Source organism: Lysinibacillus sp. NPDC094403 (assembly GCF_050278745.1).
In the GTDB taxonomy this organism is placed as follows: domain Bacteria; phylum Bacillota; class Bacilli; order Bacillales_A; family Planococcaceae; genus Lysinibacillus.
Map to the genome: position 1 here is coordinate 289691 of NZ_JBNNTL010000001.1, position 20491 is coordinate 310181.

The window sequence follows — 20491 nt, forward strand, 5'->3', positions numbered from 1 at the left end:
CTTAGGTGGAATCGCAAAGTGATCGGGTAGATGAGAAAACCGCTCAGGTAGGGTCGCAAAGTGATCGGGTCGAAGCGAAAACCGCTCAGGTAGCCCAGCAAAGTGATCAGGTCAATGCAAAAATCGCTTACCTTGAGTAGCTAAGCCCAAGATATTTACGAGACTAACATTTTTTAAAATAGATTATTAACAGGAGGAGAAAAGTACATGACATTGCGTATTGTATCAGGACGTTCAGGAACAGGTAAATCAACGTTTATTCATCAAGAGATTGTCGAGCAACTAAAATCAGATCCGTTAGGGCATCCAATTTTTGTGATTGTACCTGACCAGATGTCTTACTCAACGGAGTATGAGCTAACGAATAAGCATGGCTTACAAGGCTTAATTCGTGCGCAGGTCATGACATTTAAACGATTAGCATGGCTAGTATTACAGGAAACGGGTGGTATTGCTCGAAAAGAAGTAAATGGCTATGGCTATCGAATGCTTATCCGCAAACTTTTAGAGGAACAAAAAAGTGAGTTTTCGTTATTTCGACAAGCAGCTGGGAAACGAGGCTTTACGGAGGAAATTGAAACGCTATTACGAGAGTTTAGTCGTTATAGTGTAAATAGTTCGGTGCTAGCTGAAGTGTCAGCGTCTTTACAGGCCATTGATGCGCCTAATACATTGCAAGCGAAGACGAATGATTTACAAGTAGTTTTACAAGCTTTAGAGGAACGACTTGGCACGACATATGTCGATAGTGAGGGGTATTATCCGATTTTAACTGAGCAACTAAAATACTCTGAGACGATGAAGCAGGCGTCCATTTATATAGATGGTTTTACAGCATTTACTGTAAGAGAATTAGAGCTTGTAAAAGAGTTATTAAAGGTGACGAAACAGGTGACGGTAGTTCTCCCCTTTGATCATATCGAGGAAGTTTATGATGAGCAGTCTCTATTCTATGAAGCCGCTTCAACGAATCAACATATACATGATATTGCAAATGAAGAAGGCATTGAAGTTGATGCACCATTGCATTTCTACAATACGCATCGTTTTCAATCTGGTGATTTACAACATATGGAAAAATCTTTTACGGATATGGTGCCTCAAGCGAAAGAAACTTCAGGTGATGTAATGGTACTTGAAGCCTCTAATCGACGTGCGGAGATACATGCCATTGCCCGGGAAATAACAAAGCTGACAAGAGAGAAGGGGTATCGTTATCAAGATATAGTACTTCTTTATAGACAAGCAGAAGTCTATGACCCGCTCATTACAACAATTTTCCAGCAATATGAAATTCCTATTTTTACAAATTCAAAAAAGACGATGCTGCATCACCCTTTAATTGAGCTTAGTCGATCTGTTTTAGAGGTTATTACTTCTAATTGGAAGTATGAACCAGTTTTTCGAAGTGTGAAAACAGATCTATTTTTCCCGTTACATGCTGAGTTAAATGTTTGGCGAGAGCGTGCGGATCGTTTAGAAAACTACTGTTTAGCACAGGGCGTCTATGGTGAGCGCTGGTTTGAGGAAGCTCGATGGTTTTTCAAAAAGTATCGTGGACTTGAATTCCATTCACGCGTACAAACTGACGAAGAACGTGCCATGCAGGCAGAAATCGAGGCCATTCGCGATGAAATTCGTCAGCCGCTCAAATTATTACAGGACAAGCTGGAAGTAGCGACAACAGGCAGAGATGTAGCGACAGCTTTATTTGAGTTGATTGAGAGTCTAAATGTTTATGAAAAGATTCAAGCAATGAAAGACCGTGAACTTGATCGAGGTGATGCATTAGCTGCAAGTGAGCATGATCAAGCGTGGAAAGAATGGATTGCAGTACTCGATCAATTTGTTTATATGTTTGGTGAGCAGGAGATGACCGTGGAGGAAGCAGCGAAAATTTTAGATGAGGGCTTTGACACATTAGAATTTTCGCGTATCCCTCCTACATTAGATGAGGTTATGGTAGCGACGGTTGATTTAGCTCGTTTATCGAATATAAAAGTCGCTTTTGTCTTAGGAATGAATGATGGGGTTTATCCAACTCGTATGGATTATGAGGGATTGCTGTCAGATACCGAACGTGAATGGTTTAGTCAAATTGGTTATGAGCTTGCACCAACATCTAAAAATCGTTTACTGCAGGAAAATTTCTTGCTATATCGTGCTTTAACGACGCCATCCGATAAATTATATATGTCCTACCCAACGGCAGATGAAGAGGGCAAGGCGCTATTGTCATCACTCTATATAAAGAAAATAATCGGCAATGATAAAACGGCAGGCCTTTTGAGTGGAGTCAAAGTTGAGCGAGTTGTCATTGATCCAATTGAATTACTTGAAGAAAGTGCTTTACCGTATATACGTCATCCTCGTACTGCTTTAGCACATTTAATGGTGCAGAAACGCCAAGCTGAGCACAGCCGCGAGCTTGCGCCAGAGTGGCTTGCTTTACAAAAATTTTATAAACAGGATCCTTATTGGACACTAATTTATGAACGAGTTTTACATCCAATTACTCATAAAAATGAAGCAGAGCCATTAGAAAATTACATCACTCAGGAATTATATGGTCAAAAGCTAACTTCTAGTGTGTCTCGTATTGAGAAATACTTCCGTTGCCCATTTTCGCATTTTACAACTTATGGGCTGCGTCTAGAAGAGCGGGCAGAGTACAGACTAGAAACATTTGCAATGGGTGATTTATTTCATGAGGCATTGAAATGGATTACTGAAGAGACACACCGTCTGCAACTATCATGGATACGTTTAACAAAGCAGCAAATTAAACAATTAGCACGACAAGCCGTTGAGCAAATTGTGCCGGTGTTTTCACATCAAATCTTACTGTCAAGCGCACGTTATCGCTACATTCAACGCAAGCTTATTCGGATTGTCGAGCGAACAATGACGGCACTTACACAGCATGCGAATGTATCTCACTTTAAACCAATTGCCATTGAGGCATCGTTTGGACCAGGGCAAAATGAACAGCTTCCTCCACTTGAAATTGATTTAACAGGTGGAAAGAAAATGTTTATGCGAGGCCGTATAGATAGGGTGGATAGTGCGTCTATTGATGACCGCTCTTATTTACGGATCGTCGATTATAAATCATCAGCTCGTGATTTAGATTTGAATGAGGTCTACTATGGATTGTCTTTACAGGTACTAACGTATTTAGATGTGGCGATGGAAAATTCCTCTTATTGGCTACCAGGTGAAGCGGAGCCAGCCGGGGTTCTTTATGTCCATGTCCACAATCCAATGTTAAAGCTTGATAAGGATTTAAGCGACAGTGAAATTGAGGAAGACCGATTAAAGCAATACAAAATGAAAGGTCTTTTGTCAGAAAATGCAGAGGCCATTTTATCAATGGACGAGCAATTAGAGGAATCGAGTGGACATTCAAAAATTATTCCTGTCTATATGAAGAAAGATGGGACACCATCCGAATCTCAGTCACGTATTGTACCTGTTAATGATATGAAAAATCTACAGCATTTTGTACGGCGCAAGCATCAAGAGGCGGGTAATGGAATATTAGCAGGGGATACCTCAATTAGTCCTTATAAACTTAAAACAAAAACAGCATGTGACCATTGTCAATTTACAGCTGTTTGTCAATTTGACCCATCTGATGGTAAGCAAAGCTATCGTCAGTTACAGCAAGCAAAACCGAATGATATCGTAGAGATAATTCGGAAGGAGATGAAGTAAGTTGGTACAAAAAATACCTGAAAAACCAGCGGAAGTAACATGGACTGACGACCAGTGGAAGGCAATCTATGCAAGTGGTCAGGATACGCTTGTATCGGCTGCGGCAGGTTCTGGTAAAACGGCAGTATTAATTAATCGCATGATTGAAAAGGTAGTTGCGACAGAGAATCCCATTAATGTGGACGAGTTACTTGTTGTAACATTTACAAATGCATCTGCTGCTGAGATGCGTCACCGTATGGCGGAGGCACTTGAAAAGGCTATTGCAGAAAATCCAACTTCCAACCATTTGCGACGCCAGCTAAGCCTTGTCAATAAAGCACAAATCTCAACTCTGCATTCCTTCTGCTTAGCCATTGTCAAGCAGTACGCCTATATGTTGGATATTGACCCAGGCTTTCGTATAGCGAATGAGGCGGAGGTTGCCTTGTTAAGGGACGATATATTAGCAGATGTACTTGAAGAAGCTTACGATTCTGAGGATGAGGCACAGGTTCAAGCAATCTATCGTCTTGTTGATAGCTTCACATCGGATCGTGATGATCAGGCTATTGAAACATTAATAAGCAAGCTTTATGATACGTCTCGTGTTCATGCAGAGCCTCAAAAATGGCTGCGTAGTCTACCAGAGACATATGACTTAGCAGCAGACGTGACCATTGATGATTTAGAACTGTCGAAATATGTGAAATTAACAGTCAAACATAGTCTTGAGGAGGCATTCGTCTTAATTTCTGAAATGCGTGCCATTACGCTAAAGCCAGAGGGACCTGCGCCATATGCTGAAACTGCAGAAATGGATTTTGCCATGATTCAGGAAGGCATTCGCATTAGTCGTGAAGGAACGTGGCAGGAACTCTTTGATTATTTTGGTACTGTGAAATGGTCAACGTTAAAGCGTGTATCAAAGGATGCTTTAGTGGATGTAGAGCTACAGGAGCTTGCTAAGAAAAAACGTGAAGCAGCTAAAAAAATTGTGAACAAGCTGAAAGAGACTTTTTTCGTTCGGACTCCTACACGCTTGCTTGAAGAAATTCGATTAATGGAACCGACGATAGGAACATTAGTCGAATTGACAAATGTTTTTAGTGAACTGTTCCGCATGGCAAAATTAGAACGAGGAATTATTGATTTCTCGGATTTAGAGCATTTCGCCTTGCAAATTTTAACTGTAGAAGTCGAAAGTGAATTACAGCCTTCACCTGTTGCATTAGATTTGAAACAACGTTTTAAAGAAGTACTTGTTGACGAATACCAAGATACAAATATGCTACAAGAAACAATATTACAGCTTGTGAAAACAGGTAATGAGCAAGATGGAAATCTTTTTATGGTTGGGGACGTAAAACAAAGCATCTACCGTTTCCGTTTAGCAGAACCAAAGCTTTTTATGCGCAAGTACAGTGAGTTTCTAGAGGCCCCAGATTTAACGGGAATGCGTATAGATTTAAATGCTAACTTCCGTAGTCGAAAAGAAGTGTTGAACGCTACAAACTATGTATTTGCACAAATTATGGGTGAGCGTGTTGGAGAAATTCTTTATGATGAAAATGCTTCATTAAAACCGGCAGCACCGTATGATGACAAAGAAGTTCCGGTAGAGCTAGTCATCATGCATCCTCCAGAAGAAGAGGAGCTGGACGAAGAGGCAGAAGATATTGCAAGCGAAGCCTCTGAACTAGCGGAATTAAAAAAATCACAGTATGAGGCACGTTTTATCATTGAGCGTATTCGGCAGATGATGGAGGATGGGACAACTGTATTCGATACTAAAACGAAGACAGAACGTCCATTAAAATATAGTGATATTGTGATTTTAATGCGTTCAATGACATGGTCAACAGATTTAGTAGAGGAATTTAAGCTTGCGGGAATCCCTCTCTATGCGGAGTCTTCCAAAGGATATTTTGATGCGCTTGAGGTTATGATTATGCTGAATGTACTAAAGGTTGTCGATAATCCATATCAGGATATTCCTTTAGCTTCAGTGCTACGCGCTCCATTTGTTGGCTTAACAGAAAATGAGCTAGCAAAAATACGGCTAGCAGATACAAAAGCGCCATTTTATGAAGCATTAAGACAATTTATTCGAAGTGATGGACATGGTGTGCATTCTGACACTTTTGTGAAGCTTCAACGATTTATGCTAGCATTTGAAAATTGGCGGGATCTAGCGCGACGTGGTTCACTGTCAGATTTAATTTGGAAGATTTATTTAGACACGCATTATTATGAGATGGTCGGAGCGATGCCAAATGGTAAACAGCGTCAGGCCAACTTACGCATATTACATGATCGTGCTTTAATGTATGAGAAAACAGCCTTTCGAGGACTATTTCGTTTTTTACGTTTTATTGATCGCATGCGTACGCGTGGAGATGATTTAGGAGCAGCGAAATCAATTGGAGAAAAGGATGACGTCGTCCGTCTAGTAACCATTCACTCTTCAAAAGGGTTAGAGTACCCTGTTGTCTTTGTTGCAGGGATGGGGAGACCGTTTAATAAAATGGATTTCCACAATCCGTATTTATTCGATCAAGATTTTGGTCTTGCAGTGAAGGCAATTGATCCAGAAAACCGTATTACGTATACATCCCTGCCATTTTTAGCTCTGAAGGAGAAAAAGGAGCTTGAAATGCGTGCAGAGGAAATGCGTGTATTATACGTAGCGATGACACGTGCGAAGGAGCGACTTATTTTAGTAGGCTCCGTGAAAAATTGGAGTAAAACGCTCGACAACTGGCAGGATGCACAAAGTTTGCCGTTGGATGCCCCGCTACAGGAGTATTTACGTGCACGGGCTAATAGCTATTTTGATTGGCTTGGACCTGCAGTTGCAAGACACGCAGATTTTGCTTCACTTGCTAATTCCTTGTATAAGGCACCTGAAGATGTATCGCATTGGTGGGTACGTGCAGTTGAAACGAGCCATTATGCGTATGACATACAGGCGCTAGAGGATGAGGTACAGCAATTGCTAGAAACATCAGAAGACGAAGCTCTATTGTCGGAAATTACGATGCGCTTTCAAGCACAGTACCCATTTCAAAAATCAACACAAAAACGCTCAAAAACATCAGTTAGTGAAATTAAGCGTTTAGAAAATCTACAGCGACAGGAGGAGCCTGAATATTACTTTTCAGTACCTTCTAAGCAAAAATCAACAGCCATTGCAGCCCGTCCAACCTTTTTACAGGACAAACAGCTTACAGGTGCAGAAATAGGAACAGCTGTCCATACAGTCATGCAGCATGTACCTCAAAACGGCTTTATGAATGTACAGGAGGTTAAGGAGTTTGTCACTGAATTAGTGGCAAGACAGCTTCTGACTGAGGCTGAAGGGAAGGTTGTTCCATGGAAGAAAATATATAATTTCTTTACGACAGACATTGGACAACGCTTTAAAAAAGCAAAAACAGTCCGGAGAGAACTGCCATTTACGATTAGTAGGGTAGATGAAGATGGCGACGCTCAAATTGTACAGGGGATTATTGATTGCTTATTTGAAGATGAAAACGGTGAATGGATCTTGCTTGATTATAAGACAGATCGTATCCAATCACATTTTGCTGAGGAGCCGGCGCTAACGAAGGAACTCTTAGAACGATATGGTGTCCAGCTCAGAGTTTATAGTGAGGCGATTGAATCTATCCTTCAAATCAAAGTGAGTGATAAAGTTCTATATTTATTCGATATTGAACGGGCTTTACATGCATAAGTGAACGCGGTGTAAACAGGGCTATCTGAGGTAGTTTCATATAAGGGAATGAGTGTTAGGGAGCCCTGTTTACGCCATATACATAGAGGAGGCTTTTTCGTGGAGTTAAAACCGACAATGTTGCAGGAACGCATCGCAACATTAGATATTTTACGTGGTATTAGCTTATTAGGCATTTTACTTGTTAATATATTTGCCTTTTATTTACCAATGCCTTATGTTGATTTGGCATCATGGTTTACAACACCGTCAGATATAGTGTGGCAGCAAAATTTAGATATTTATGTCCAAAGTAGTTTTTATCCACTGTTTGCCATGTTATTTGGCTATGGACTTGCTATGCAATGGCAGAAAGCGCAAAGCCGTGAACAAAATTTTTATTCGATAGGGCTTCGAAGACTTTCTGTATTATTTGTATTTGGTCTGATCCATGCTGTGCTCATTTGGTGGGGCGACATTTTGATGATGTATGCATTTTGCGGCGTTTTTTTATTGTTATTACTACGTCTACAACCTATTTGGTTATTGTCAATCGGTATTATGATTAACGGTGTTATGCAAGCTTTTATGTTATTTATTGTAGGATATATTAATTTTAATACAGTGGTTGATGAGTATTTAGATATTACTTCGGTAGAGCAGGCAATAACTGCTTATGGAACGGGGAATTGGGTAGATGCATTTATGCAACGTTTAACTGATTTATCTGTTCAGGCAGGGATTGGCATGTGGTTTGTGGCTTTATTTACAATTCTACCATTTATGTTAATTGGTGCTGCAGCCTCTAAATGGCGTTTAGTGGAACGAGCAAAGGAGTTAAAATGGCTATGGCTGACTTTAGCAATAGCTGGGTTAACAATTGGTATTTTTATTAAGAGCTTACCGATTATGTTTCCGCGTACGTATTTATTAGACTATTTGAAAGTATACATAGGTGGTCCAATTTTATCCGTTGGCTATATCGGGCTCATTGTTTTGCTTTGTTTACTTCCAATTGTACCAAAGTTGCTTAGTCCTTTTGCCAAAATGGGGCGCATGTCGTTAACGATGTACATACTTCAATCGATAATTGGCACTTGTTTATTTTATCAATTTGGATTTGGCTTGTATGGAAAAGTGAGCGTCGCAACAGGCGTGATAATTGCAGTCAGTATTATTATCGTACAAATGATTGTGGCAGAGATGTGGCTAGCGAAATGGCAACAAGGTCCGATAGAGGCTTTATGGCGTAAATTAACATATAAGGCGAATGCTAAAGTAGGTTAATGTTTTATCAATATAAGGTATTCGATTCTCGTGCAATCTAGCAATCGGGCGGAAATCAGCCTTCATCTTCAATGTGGTGGAAACATATAGTTAATAATCACGTCTTGTATTATAAGAATAATTTATTGCGATTTGGCTTATCATAAAAAGTTGGTGATGACATTTGTTAAAACATATGTCATGTATATAAGTTGATTGGAGTGGAGGCTGGGCGACTCCTTGGGGATTAGCAATAGAGGAACGAAGGCTAAGACCATCACATCCTGTGATAACGCCTTCGTGACAAACATCCTGTTGCCCCAAGCGGCTCATCGGACGCCCCTAGGAAAGCGCCCAGCTGGAACGGAAATCAACCCTACGTTATGGTGAATGGCCCCGCGGTTGATTGGGAATAAAAATTATTGTCGCAAAAGTAAGGCAATTTCTATTATTTTGTTGTATCATGTAGAAAAAAGAAGGAGCTCTGAAAATCATGAAAATTTTATCGTTTAAATTAGGTGGACATGTAAGCTTTGGACCAAAAGTAAAAAAAGAAGAAGCGGTATGGGATGTACTCGCTATTCAAAATGAACTTCAAGTTCTCCCTTCTTTTTCAAGTTCAATTGTAGATGGTATTGCTCTAGGCTTTGATTTTGTTGAACAGATTCGTAAATTAGTAGAAGCCGCTGAAAAATCAGATCGTGCTGATAGCTTCAAACGTGAATTTACAGCGATCGAGTGGTTATCACCGATTCCACGTACACCAAAAAATATTATGTGTATTGGGAAAAACTATGATGAGCATGCTAAAGAAATGGGTGCAGAGGCAGCTCCAATAGATTTAATGGTATTTACAAAATCTCCGACTGCTATTGCTGCAGATGGGCAAACAATTTCTATCCATGCTGATCTTTCATCGAAAATGGATTATGAAGGCGAATTAGCAGTTGTCATTGGTAAACGTGGTAAAAATATTCCGAAAAACTTAGCGTACGATTATGTATTTGGCTACACGATTGCCAATGATATTACAGCTCGTGATTTACAAGAAAAACATAAGCAATTCTTCTTAGGAAAAAGCTTGGAAGGAACTTGTCCACTTGGACCTTACCTTGTAACAAAAGATGAAATTCCGAATCCACAAGATTTAACAATCGTAACAAAAGTGAACGACGAAGTACGTCAAAACGGCTCAACGAAAGATATGATGTTCTCTGTAGAATCATTAGTATCGATTTTGTCTCAACATGTAACATTAGAGCCAGGTGATGTTATTTTAACGGGTACTCCAGCGGGGGTTGGTAAAGGCATGAATCCGCCACAATTCTTAAAAGCTGGTGATACTGTGAAAGTTTCTATCCAAGGTATCGGTACTTTAGTAAATCATTTTGAATAATTTTTCAAATCCGCGTGAGTTTATCTCCGCGGATTTTTAACTTCTTTCAGCGAGTGTTTTGATAGCGAAAGCGAAGCGTCAACCTAAGCACAAAGCCGATTCCAGACCCAATCATGCCGAGGCATAATTGATGTTTATTATGTGAACACTGTTGTAATGTTTGAAACCATTTCCATCACATGGTAGGATAGAATTTGATAGAAAAAAGAATATGAGGTGGGACAATAATGAATTTCTTAACTAGCCAAACGCATTTGCATGTAACTACTTGGGTAGTTGCAATCGTAATCTTTTTAATTGCAGCGTTAATGGGCAAGCAGTCAAAAGGCTTACATATGACATTACGTTTATTTTACGTTTTAATTATTATTACAGGTGGGGCACTATTCATTAAAGGCATGGATTTTAATATGGGTATGCTCTACGGCTTTAAATTCCTAGGCGGTATTTTAGTTATTGGCATGATGGAAATGGTATTAGTACGTCAAAAGAAAAATAAACCAACAGGCATGTTTTGGATTTTATTTGCAGTATTCTTATTGATTACAATGTTCCTAGGCTTCAAATTACCAATGGGTCAAAATTTCTTAGCATAATCTTGTAAAAGCCGTGAAGTTTCCGCTTCACGGCTTTTTTTTGGGGGGAATATACAATCACTTAGGTAGCTTGAAAAACTGATTGGATATGCCGGGGGAAGCGCTCAGGTAGCCCAGAAAACTGATCGGGTAAGCCGAAGAAGTGATCAGGTAGCCCAGAAAACTGATCGGGTAAGCCGAAGAAATGATCAGGTAGCCCAGAAAACTGATCGGGTAAGCCGGGGAAGTGCTCGGGTAGTTCGGAAAACTGATCGGGTATGTCGAGAAAGTGATCAGGTAGCCCAGAAAACTGATCGGGTAAGCCGAAGAAGTGCTTAGGTCTCCATAAAAACTAATCGGGACCCCGACCAAGCCGATGAATATATTTAAAGGAGAAGTTGACACCTTTTTGCCGTAATTCATTTTGCATTTTCAGAAAATATTTTGAAATGATAGCGATGGGACTCTTTTATTTGGTAAAATGACGATGGATTGGTTTGAAAGAGAGGGAATAAAAGTGAAATTCAAGAAGTGGATAAGTGCAACAGCTGCATCGCTTTTACTAGTAACTTCATTAGTAAGTGCTACACCAGTTGCACATGCTGATGAAGCGTCGACAAAAATGATTGCAGAAGAAAGCATCTATGATTTACTCGTTGACCGTTTCTTTAATGGTTCGGGCACTAACGATTTTGATACAAATACGCAAGACCCTACTAAATTTGCAGGAGGCGATTTTGCAGGTTTACAGGATAAACTAAAATTTATCGGAGAGATGGGCTTTACAATCGTTTCCATTGGTCCGGTTTTTGCCACTGAAAAATATGATGGATCGATGCCGACGAGCTACTCTACAATTGAGCGTCATTTTGGGACATCTGAGGAGTTTCAAAGTGTCATAGAGGCTTATAAAGCTAAAAATTTATCGATCATGGTTGATTTTCCATTAAATAATGTAAGTCCGAATCATGAGTGGGCAAAAGATCCAGCGAAAAAGAACTGGATTGCTTCAACAAATAATGGACAAGTACAGTGGGATTTAACAAACAAAGATGTACAAGAAGCACTTATTAAATCAGCTACAGACTTTGTCACTACATATGATGTTGGTGGGATTCGTTTAACTAATATTGCTGGTGCTGATACAGAATTTATCAATGCAGTGATTAAAGCATTAAAAGATAAGAAAAAATCGCTCTATGTGATTTCAAATGAAGAAAGCGATGGAAACTTTGATGCAAGCTTTTCACCGGCAACAGCTGATATTTACCGTAATATATTTAAAAATGTTGATATGGATTCTTCTAAGTTAATGGAGCCTTTAACAGATAAGAAACCAACTCAAATTATGGTTGATTCCCTAGAAACGCGCCGTTTTACATTTGATTCTGCAGCAGAAAATATGTTCCCACCAACGCGTCTGAAAATGGCGATGGGTGCTTTATTTATGATGCCAGGAATTCCAGTTGTGCAATATGGTACAGAAATTGCGATGAACGGGGAAACAAAGCCAGATACGCACCAAATATACAACTTTAAAACAGATGATGAATTAATCAAATATATTAAAAATGTTCAATCGTTACGTAATAAATCTGAGGCATTACGCAACGGTGATTTTGAAGTTATTACAAATAAAAATGGCCTACTTGTATTTACACGTACATCCGATAAAGAGAAATGGGTCATTATGGTTAACAACACTAGTAAAACACAACGCGTTGATTTAACACCTGCTCAGCTTGGGAAAGGTAAAATGCTAAATGGTATTTTACATGAAGAGAAAGTACGTATTAATGAAAAAGATGTTTACCCGGTTATTTTAGATCGTGAAATGGTAGAGATTTATCAAGTTAGAAATGATGAAGGCTTAAATGTACCTTATATGGTAGCCCTAGGATTAGTATGGGTTATATTCATCGGATTTGTAGTGGTTATTATTAGACGAGGTAAAGTACGACGTAAGGAGCAAGATGCTCAATAATAAAGGGGTGCTTCATCCCTCATTGATTTTACAGGCGTTAATACAAGATAAAATGCTAACCCCCCTCAACACTTTTTAGTGCGGAGGGGGGGTTTTTGTTAAGCTTGATAGCTTTTATTCGTAAAGAAGATGGCAATTGTACCTGGTCCTACATGTGAGCCGATAGCTGAACCGATCATTGTTACTTGAATGGCTTTTGGTGAAAATCTTTCTTGGATAGAAGCCTTTACTTGGTTGGCAAAGTCCACATCATCACTATGGCTAATACCAATAATTTTCTCAGAAAAATTATCACCGCGCTCCTGCATTAAATCTAACATGCGAGCGATGGCTTTTTTGCGTCCGCGAGATTTTTCAATCGGCACAAGCTTACCGTCCTCTACATTTAAAATAGGTTTAATGCTTAGAAGTCCTCCAAGAAATGCGCTTGCCTTTGAAACACGTCCACCTTTTGCGAGGTAATCTAAATCCTCCACTGTAAATAAGTGTTCCATTTGAGGGGTAAGGGTTGTAATTTTTGCTTCGAGTTCCTCCAATGAAGCACCTTTATTTCGGAGTCGAACGGCTTCTTCTACTACTAGGCCAAAACCTAGCGAAGCACATTTAGAATCGATGATTGCTAATTTAAGGGATGGATATTGCTCCTGTACTTGATTACGAATCATGACAGCCGTATTATAGGTACCTGATAATTCCGATGAAAAAGCAATATAGATTCCTTCTTCTTCATTTTTTGCTAGATTTTCAAAATGCTTTAGAAAAAGTTCTGGTGATACTTGGGATGTTTTTGGGCGAGCACCTTGACGAATAGCATCGTAAATTTCTTTGGAATCAATTGAAATGACATCATCATATTCATTATTGTTCAATTGCACTCGTAGTGGAAGAAGTTCAACATTGTTTTCTTCATAATAAGACTTTGGTAAATCACATCCACTATCAGTAAAAATTTTCATCATTTGTCCCCCTAATTTAATATTCTATATGAGAAGTTTTCAAATACCTATACTACATAACAGGTGAACAAGTGTCGAGCTCTCACTTTCCACTCTATGTTTCTCTAAACTATTTCTAATGAAATGTTATATAGATATATTATCATATCGAGTTTCAGTATAATTGCAACTTAGGAATAGTGATGTAATTATAACTTTATTCAGTAAGTACTTGTTGAATAAAGGGTACTCCTGAATAAAGTTAAATTGAAAAAAATGAGCTCAGCACCCCAATGAGCCGCCAAGTCTCCACTCCAATCAACTCAGGGTATACGTTTTAACAAATGTCCTCCACAACTTTGGTGATGAGCCAAAAAATAGGATATTACTACTTAACTAGGATAATTTCAAGCGTTCGATGAGTATTTTAGCGATTCCATCATCATTATTGGTTGTGGTAATTTCGTTGGCAATATTTTTTAGAGCAGGAATACCATTGCCCATTGCTACACCAAGTCCGGCATAATCAATCATTTCTAAATCATTATCTTCATCACCGAATGCAATAATACGCTCGCGTGGTATACCTAAATCTTTTGCTACATGAGCGATTCCTACTGCTTTATTTAAGCCACGGCGAACAATCTCAATAATGTGAAGTGGCGCACCCCAGCGACGATGTTCAATGACCTCTGCATGAACTGCCTGTAAATGATCACGAATAATCATAGAATTTACTTCATTAGCTTGAATCAGTAAACTAGTTGGGTTATCAAGTAAATGGGTATATAGATCTCCAAGAGTAATTTTTGGATTCCCCATGTTAAAAATATTTAATATCCGTTCATCCTCTGTATGCACATAAATATCGTCCTTAACCTCTGCAATAATATTTTCGTATTCATAACTATTAATGGAGTCGACGACATTATGCACTACGCCTAAATCAATAGGAGTATGCATTGTCTGCCAAGCAGCATTTTTGGGATGGTGGACGTAAGCACCATTAAAATTCACGATGGGCGTTGTAAGGCCAAGCTCGTGATAATATATATCACTCGCGCGATAAGGACGGCCTGTAGCAATCATAACTTGATGGCCTTGTTCCTTTGCCTGCAATAATGTTTTTTTAGTTTTTGCTGAAATTTGTTGTTGGTCCGTTAATAACGTACCATCTAAGTCTAAAACGATTAAATGCTGTTTCATAGCTCATTGCCCCTTTCCTATAATTTGAATAGTATCTCTTTGTAAACCATTCGTCAAAATTTTGTCACATCGAGAAAAGTTTGCTAACATAAAGATTAGACAAAAGTTGGGAGTGACAAAGATGATTGTTGAGAAAGAAATGTGGGGAAATATTCCTTTATTACATATACATACAGAAAATATGAATGAAGAAACCCCAGTAGTGATTTTCTTACATGGCTTTATGAGTGCAAAAGAACATAACTTACATTATGCATATCAATTAGTAGGCAGAGGTGTGCGTGTCCTATTACCTGATGCAAAATTACATGGCGACCGTAGTGAAAGCCTATCTGAAATGCAAATGAGCTTACATTTTTGGGATATTGTTTTAAATTCTATTCATGAAGTTGAACAATTATATAATGAATTAAAGAATAAAAAATTATTAGCGAATGATAAAATTGGCGTTGCTGGTACATCGATGGGTGGAATTGTGACATCAGGCTGTTTAAAGCAATATGATTGGATCAAAACAGCAGCAGTATGTATGGGTGCACCAGGTTTTCTTAAATTAGCGGAGTATCAATTACAGCAATTCGCTAAAAGCGGTGTGGATTGGCCAATGTCCGAAGAAGAAGTACAACAAACGAATGAGCTTCTTGCTAAATACGATGTCAGCCTAACACCAGAAAAATTTGCAGGACGACCTGTGTTTTTCTGGCATGGGGAATTAGATAAAACTGTACCTTTCAATGATACGTATAATTTTTATTTAACTTTACAAAAATATTATGAAACAAATCCAGAAGACTTAAAATTCTTAGATAATAAAAGAGCAGGTCATGCTGTGTCGCGAGACGGTATGTTAGCAGCAACTGAATGGCTTGCACAGCATTTGGCATAATAAGATGCATCTGCTATGATTAAGTTAACACTGTGACGGAAGGAGAAATACAGATGGATCAAGATATGAAAGACAGCATGTTCGGTGCATTAGAAAATGTAATTGACCCTGAGCTTGGTATTGATATCGTCAACTTAGGTTTAGTATATGATGTAGATTTAGATGAAGAAGGTGTAGCAACCGTTACAATGACGCTAACTTCTATGGGCTGCCCACTTGGACCTGTGATTGTTGACCAAGTGAATACAGCATTAGGTGAACTTCCAGAAGTGAAAAGTACAAATGTCAACATTGTATGGAATCCACCTTGGTCAAAAGATAAAATGTCACGCTATGCGAAAATGGCATTAGGTGTACGCTAAATCCACTTAATGCATGATAAGAAATCCCCGCTTGCAACAGTAAGCGGGGATTTTGCAGTTTTGAAATACGAAATAGTCGAATTTTTGTGATTGTTGCGGGCTATAAAATGAGGGGGATCCGGGTCCGGGGCACTCAGTTTCCAGTGGGGGCGATTCTTGATGCTATCGGCGTTTCTCGAAATTTTATCTGTGATCGACATTCTGGAACATTGTGCCGCTTCCTCCTCTGTTGCTTTGCTTTCGTACAAAACACACATTGCTGAAATTTTGTTTTATCACTATAAATTAGAGTGTCATGCCAGAAGGCTCATACTTAGTGAAATGGTTGATTGGAGTGGAGACTGGGCGACTCCTTGGGGATCAGCGAATAGAGGAACGAAGGCTAAAACCATCACATCCTGTGATAACGCCTTCGTGACCAACATCGTGTTGGCCCGAGACCCTGGAGCGAGCAAAGCAAGTGAAGCGGCTCATCGGACGCCCCCAGGAAGCTTTGCTCTGTGCGAAAGCGTAGTGCTAACGTAGCGGCAGCAACAAAGCGCCCAGTCGGAACGGAAATCAACCCCTCGCTTTGCCAGACAGGCCTAATTTAATGGTATATTTGCATAAAGCTTGACTATTATATGAAATCCCCGCTTAACTCGTAAGCGGGGATTTTGCGTGTAACGAATTAATCGATACGACATATTTGTAACGGACAATTTTCACAAGCGATTTCATCTTTTAAAAATTGGACATCATGAATTGTTATATAACTCTTTTCAAAGGAAATAATATTGTGTTTCTTTAAATCATTAAGCATGCGATTGATCATTTCTCTACTCGTCGCACATAAATTAGCGATTTCTGTATTTGTTAATGGGAAATTGATAAAAATAGTACCATTTTCTAAAGGCTTACCATAAGTATTCGAAAGACGGATGAGCGTTGAAAATAAAGCGCCCTTTTTACCATTTAAAACTAAATCGCGCAAACGACTTTGATGCTTTAAATTTTCTGTCTGCAACAACTTCATATATTCCACCATTAAAGCAGGTTGTTCCACTAGTAAAAGTTCCAGTGATTTAAGGCTTAGTACATATAAACTAGAGGGCTCTAATACTTTAGCAGTCATGGAATTGTGCGTATAGTTACAAAATAATGAGCCTTCTCCAATGATACTATCTGGACCACAGATACGAATGGTTAATTCCTTCCCGTTCTCCGTTTCCTGATTGATCGAGATAGCTCCTGTTTTTATATAATATATTTCTTTCGCACGTTCGCCCTCTAAAAAAATTTTGCTATCCTTATTCACTTTGATAAAAACACCGTGCTTTTGAAAAAGATCATGAAATTTCTCTCGCATATTGTCCATTATAACCATATCTCCAACACATCGCTTTCTTTTTGTAATAAGTGGCTGTTTATTACAAAAGGATGGTGAATAATTTCGATACTAAATTCAAGAAACATACTTTTATTATATCGTAATTTTCCAGTTGTAAGGGGAGAAATTTTAGGGCTATTTCTTTGCTAAGGTTTGTCGTATGTTGTAAAATAAAGTTAGTCAAAAAAGGTCAAACATTTTTTTTTGAAACAGAATGGCAAACGGGATTCCGCTAACATTATTGAAAAGGAGTGCTAAACATGCAATTTCAACAAACAGATAATAAGAAACCATTAGAACAATTTGGACGTAATTTAATAGAAGAAGTAAAAAACGGTAAAATGGACCCGGTTATCGGTCGTGACGAAGAAATTCGTAATGTTATTCGTATTTTAACGCGTAAAACGAAAAATAACCCTGTACTAATAGGGGAGCCAGGTGTTGGTAAAACAGCAATCGTAGAAGGGTTAGCTCAACGTATTGTAAAAGGTGATGTACCCGAGGGATTAAAAGATTGCGTTTTGTACGAGCTTGATATGAGTGCGTTAATAGCAGGTGCTAGTTATCGAGGCCAATTTGAAGAACGCTTAAAAGGCGTACTTAAAGAAGTGAAGGAATCTGAAGGGCGCATCATTTTATTTATTGATGAAATTCATACTATTGTTGGTGCAGGTAAAACGGATGGTGCAATGGACGCCGGGAATATGTTAAAGCCAATGCTTGCACGAGGTGAGCTACATTGTATTGGGGCTACAACATTAGACGAATACCGTATGTATATTGAAAAAGATCCTGCTTTAGAGCGTCGTTTCCAACAAGTGCTTGTACGTGAGCCATCTATTGAGGATACAGTTTCTATTTTACGAGGCTTAAAAGAGCGCTTTGAGTTACATCATGCGGTGCGTATTCATGACCGTGCGATTGTAGCGGCAGCAGAGCTTTCAAATCGCTATATTACAGAGCGTTTCCTGCCAGATAAAGCTATCGATTTAATCGATGAAGCATGTGCGATGATTCGAACAGAAATTGATTCCATGCCACAAGAATTGGATGCAGTAACGCGCCGTATTATGCAGCTCGAAATTGAGGAGCAAGCATTGCGTAAGGAAAAGGACGAGGCAAGTAAAAAGCGTCTAGAGCAACTACGTGAGGAATTAACAAACCTCAAGGAATCCTCTGAGGGCATGCGTAAACAATGGGAAACCGAAAAAGAAGCGTTACAAGGCATTCAGAAAAAACGTGAAAAACTGGATAAATACCGCCGTGACTTAGATGAAGCAGAAAGTAAATATGATTTAAATAAAGCTGCTGAATTACGTCATGGTAAAATTCCTACTCTTGAAAAGGAAATTCAAGAGATGGAAAAACAATTAGAGAATGGTACGGAATCACGTATTTTACGTGAAGAGGTAACAGCTGATGAAATCGCATCTATTGTCTCACGCTGGACGGGAATACCAGTGACGAAATTAGTAGAAGGTGAGCGTGAAAAATTATTGCGCTTAAAAGATACATTGCATGAGCGTGTTGTCGGACAAGATAATGCTGTACAGCTTGTCACAGAAGCGGTATGGCGTGCTCGAGCTGGTATCAAAGACCCGCATCGACCAATTGGTAGCTTTTTATTCCTAGGGCCAACAGGTGTTGGTAAAACAGAGCTTGCGAAGGCACTAGCGGCTCAGCTGTTTGATTCTGAGGATCATTTTATTCGCATTGATATGAGTGAATATATGGAGAAACATAGCGTATCACGTCTTGTAGGGGCACCTCCAGGTTATGTTGGCTACGAGGAAGGTGGACAATTAACAGAAGCTGTTCGCCGAAATCCATATTCAGTTGTATTATTAGATGAAATTGAAAAAGCCCACCCAGACGTTGCGAATATTTTACTGCAAATTTTAGATGATGGACGCATTACTGATAGCCAAGGCCGTATGGTCAACTTTACGAACACAGTGGTCATTTTAACATCTAACATTGGCTCAAGCTATTTAATGGAAGCAAAGGAAGACGATACAGCAGTTGAGGATTTAGTGATGGTTGCACTGCGTCAACACTTTAAACCAGAGCTGTTAAATCGTATGGATGATATTATTATGTTCCATGCACTATCAGATGAGCACTTTACAGCGATTGCTTGGAAATATGTCGAACAGCTTGTCAAACGAGTGGCAGAGCAAGATATTTCTTTACAAGTAGAGCAAAATGTAATTGATTGGATTGTAGAACAAGGAGCAGATGCTCAGTTTGGCGCAAGACCACTTAAACGCTTCGTGCAGCGTTATATTGAAACGGCGGTTGCAAAAGAATTGCTTCGAGGTGAAGTCTTACCAGGAGAAACATTGCACATTCGAATGCATGATGGTCAATGTATCGTTGAAAAATAACAAAAAAACCTGTTCCGCATCGAGCGAAACAGGTTTTTTCTAGTTAAATTAATGATTGTCTGCAGCTTCTGGAGTCGACTCGTTTGGAATAACTGCACCGATGATGAAAACAAGAATTGTAAATACAACTGATGTGACAACAGCAGTTTGGAAATCAAAATCTGCACCCAGTACAGAGCTTACTACGTAGTTTAACATTGAAACTAGTAGGAATGACCATATGAATGTTACGATGTATTGCATTAATTTCACCTCAACCGAACTTTTTTATATCATAAAGTTTTTACTACATATTCATTATAATATCATAACATAAATTGAAAAAAAAAGAACCTTTTCTGTTAAACATGGCGAATTTGTCACAACAAGAACAATACTTATTTTATTTTAATGCAATTTCAATAGAAGCACCGATATTCGAAACCGTCGTTAATAATTGGGCAGGGGATTGTCGTGGTCACTCAATTCGTGGTCGCAGAATAGGACAAAAAGCATTAATTTTAATTCAGCTTGCACCTGTTCTTTATTATGAGTTTGAAGAGTTATTTTAGGCAATTATGTCCTTTAATAAATGCATAGTCTGTTATTTCCTGTATATCACAGTTTAAGACCAAGATATGTTTATTAGTTCGATATAGATTTAGATAGGAAATTACTAGCACTTTTATTGTAAAGTCTAGTATAGTTATATCGTTATTAAAATTAATGAAT

The 20491-nt window shown here is 38.9% G+C and carries 16 protein-coding genes; 11 read left to right on the plus strand and 5 right to left on the minus strand.

The genetic code is table 11. The features are described 5' to 3' along the window. Positions 1–207 precede the first annotated feature (207 nt). The 5 genes from addB to ACQKMV_RS01295 all read left to right on the plus strand — a co-directional run bounded on the left by addB (position 208) and on the right by ACQKMV_RS01295 (position 10672). Positions 208–3717 (plus strand): helicase-exonuclease AddAB subunit AddB, encoded by a 3510-nt coding sequence (addB, locus tag ACQKMV_RS01275; protein ID WP_427502034.1) that lies wholly within the window; start codon positions 208–210, stop codon positions 3715–3717. 1 nt (position 3718) lies between these two features. Beyond that, positions 3719–7435: a helicase-exonuclease AddAB subunit AddA gene (gene addA / locus ACQKMV_RS01280; protein WP_427502035.1), complete on the plus strand. Its 3717-nt coding sequence runs from the start codon at positions 3719–3721 to the stop codon at positions 7433–7435. Positions 7436–7534: 99 nt separating this feature from the next. After that, the gene (locus ACQKMV_RS01285; RefSeq protein ID WP_427502036.1) at positions 7535–8701 is read left to right on the plus strand and encodes a DUF418 domain-containing protein; all 1167 of its coding nucleotides are present in this window, start codon (positions 7535–7537) and stop codon (positions 8699–8701) included. A gap of 472 nt (positions 8702–9173) precedes the next feature. After that, entirely contained in the window at positions 9174–10076 is a 903-nt protein-coding gene (locus tag ACQKMV_RS01290; protein WP_427502037.1) for a fumarylacetoacetate hydrolase family protein, read from the plus strand. Between the two features lie 227 nt (positions 10077–10303). Continuing rightward, complete coding sequence (locus tag ACQKMV_RS01295) at positions 10304–10672, plus strand: YisL family protein (protein WP_427423517.1); 369 nt, start codon at positions 10304–10306, stop codon at positions 10670–10672. A gap of 57 nt (positions 10673–10729) precedes the next feature. Here ACQKMV_RS01295 and ACQKMV_RS01300 read toward each other — a convergent pair whose 3' ends face one another. Continuing rightward, a complete protein-coding gene (locus ACQKMV_RS01300) occupies positions 10730–11074 on the minus strand; it encodes a hypothetical protein (RefSeq protein WP_427502038.1) in 345 nt (114 codons plus the stop codon). 94 nt (positions 11075–11168) lie between these two features. Here ACQKMV_RS01300 and ACQKMV_RS01305 point away from each other — a divergent pair, with 94 nt between their 5' ends. Further along, positions 11169–12635: an alpha-amylase family glycosyl hydrolase gene (locus ACQKMV_RS01305; protein WP_427502039.1), complete on the plus strand. Its 1467-nt coding sequence runs from the start codon at positions 11169–11171 to the stop codon at positions 12633–12635. 98 nt (positions 12636–12733) lie between these two features. Here ACQKMV_RS01305 and ACQKMV_RS01310 read toward each other — a convergent pair whose 3' ends face one another. Together ACQKMV_RS01310 and ACQKMV_RS01315 are read right to left on the minus strand one after the other, a co-directional pair. After that, positions 12734–13591, minus strand: coding sequence for a DegV family protein (locus tag ACQKMV_RS01310; RefSeq protein WP_427502040.1), 858 nt, complete (start codon positions 13589–13591; stop codon positions 12734–12736). Between the two features lie 375 nt (positions 13592–13966). Further along, complete coding sequence (locus ACQKMV_RS01315; protein WP_427502041.1) at positions 13967–14776, minus strand: Cof-type HAD-IIB family hydrolase; 810 nt, start codon at positions 14774–14776, stop codon at positions 13967–13969. Positions 14777–14897: 121 nt separating this feature from the next. Here ACQKMV_RS01315 and ACQKMV_RS01320 point away from each other — a divergent pair, with 121 nt between their 5' ends. From ACQKMV_RS01320 to ACQKMV_RS01330, 3 genes are all read left to right on the plus strand, one after another. Further along, positions 14898–15662 carry a prolyl oligopeptidase family serine peptidase gene (locus tag ACQKMV_RS01320; RefSeq protein ID WP_427502042.1) on the plus strand — a complete coding sequence of 255 codons (765 nt, stop codon included), beginning with the start codon at positions 14898–14900 and terminating at the stop codon, positions 15660–15662. Between the two features lie 53 nt (positions 15663–15715). Further along, positions 15716–16024: a metal-sulfur cluster assembly factor gene (locus tag ACQKMV_RS01325; RefSeq protein WP_427502043.1), complete on the plus strand. Its 309-nt coding sequence runs from the start codon at positions 15716–15718 to the stop codon at positions 16022–16024. A gap of 159 nt (positions 16025–16183) precedes the next feature. Next, the gene (locus tag ACQKMV_RS01330; RefSeq protein WP_427502044.1) at positions 16184–16549 is read left to right on the plus strand and encodes a hypothetical protein; all 366 of its coding nucleotides are present in this window, start codon (positions 16184–16186) and stop codon (positions 16547–16549) included. Positions 16550–16694: 145 nt separating this feature from the next. On the opposite strand, the gene ACQKMV_RS01335 is transcribed toward ACQKMV_RS01330, so the two are convergent. Beyond that, positions 16695–17381, minus strand: a complete 687-nt coding sequence (locus ACQKMV_RS01335) for a Crp/Fnr family transcriptional regulator (RefSeq protein ID WP_427502045.1) — start codon at positions 17379–17381, stop codon at positions 16695–16697. A gap of 272 nt (positions 17382–17653) precedes the next feature. On the opposite strand from ACQKMV_RS01335, the gene ACQKMV_RS01340 reads away from it, so the two are divergent. Further along, the gene (locus ACQKMV_RS01340; RefSeq protein ID WP_427502046.1) at positions 17654–19780 is read left to right on the plus strand and encodes an ATP-dependent Clp protease ATP-binding subunit; all 2127 of its coding nucleotides are present in this window, start codon (positions 17654–17656) and stop codon (positions 19778–19780) included. Positions 19781–19828: 48 nt separating this feature from the next. On the opposite strand, the gene ACQKMV_RS01345 is transcribed toward ACQKMV_RS01340, so the two are convergent. Beyond that, positions 19829–20023: a YjzD family protein gene (locus ACQKMV_RS01345; RefSeq protein WP_427502047.1), complete on the minus strand. Its 195-nt coding sequence runs from the start codon at positions 20021–20023 to the stop codon at positions 19829–19831. Between the two features lie 113 nt (positions 20024–20136). Here ACQKMV_RS01345 and ACQKMV_RS01350 point away from each other — a divergent pair, with 113 nt between their 5' ends. Then, complete coding sequence (locus tag ACQKMV_RS01350; RefSeq protein ID WP_427502048.1) at positions 20137–20331, plus strand: hypothetical protein; 195 nt, start codon at positions 20137–20139, stop codon at positions 20329–20331. Positions 20332–20491 lie beyond the last annotated feature (160 nt).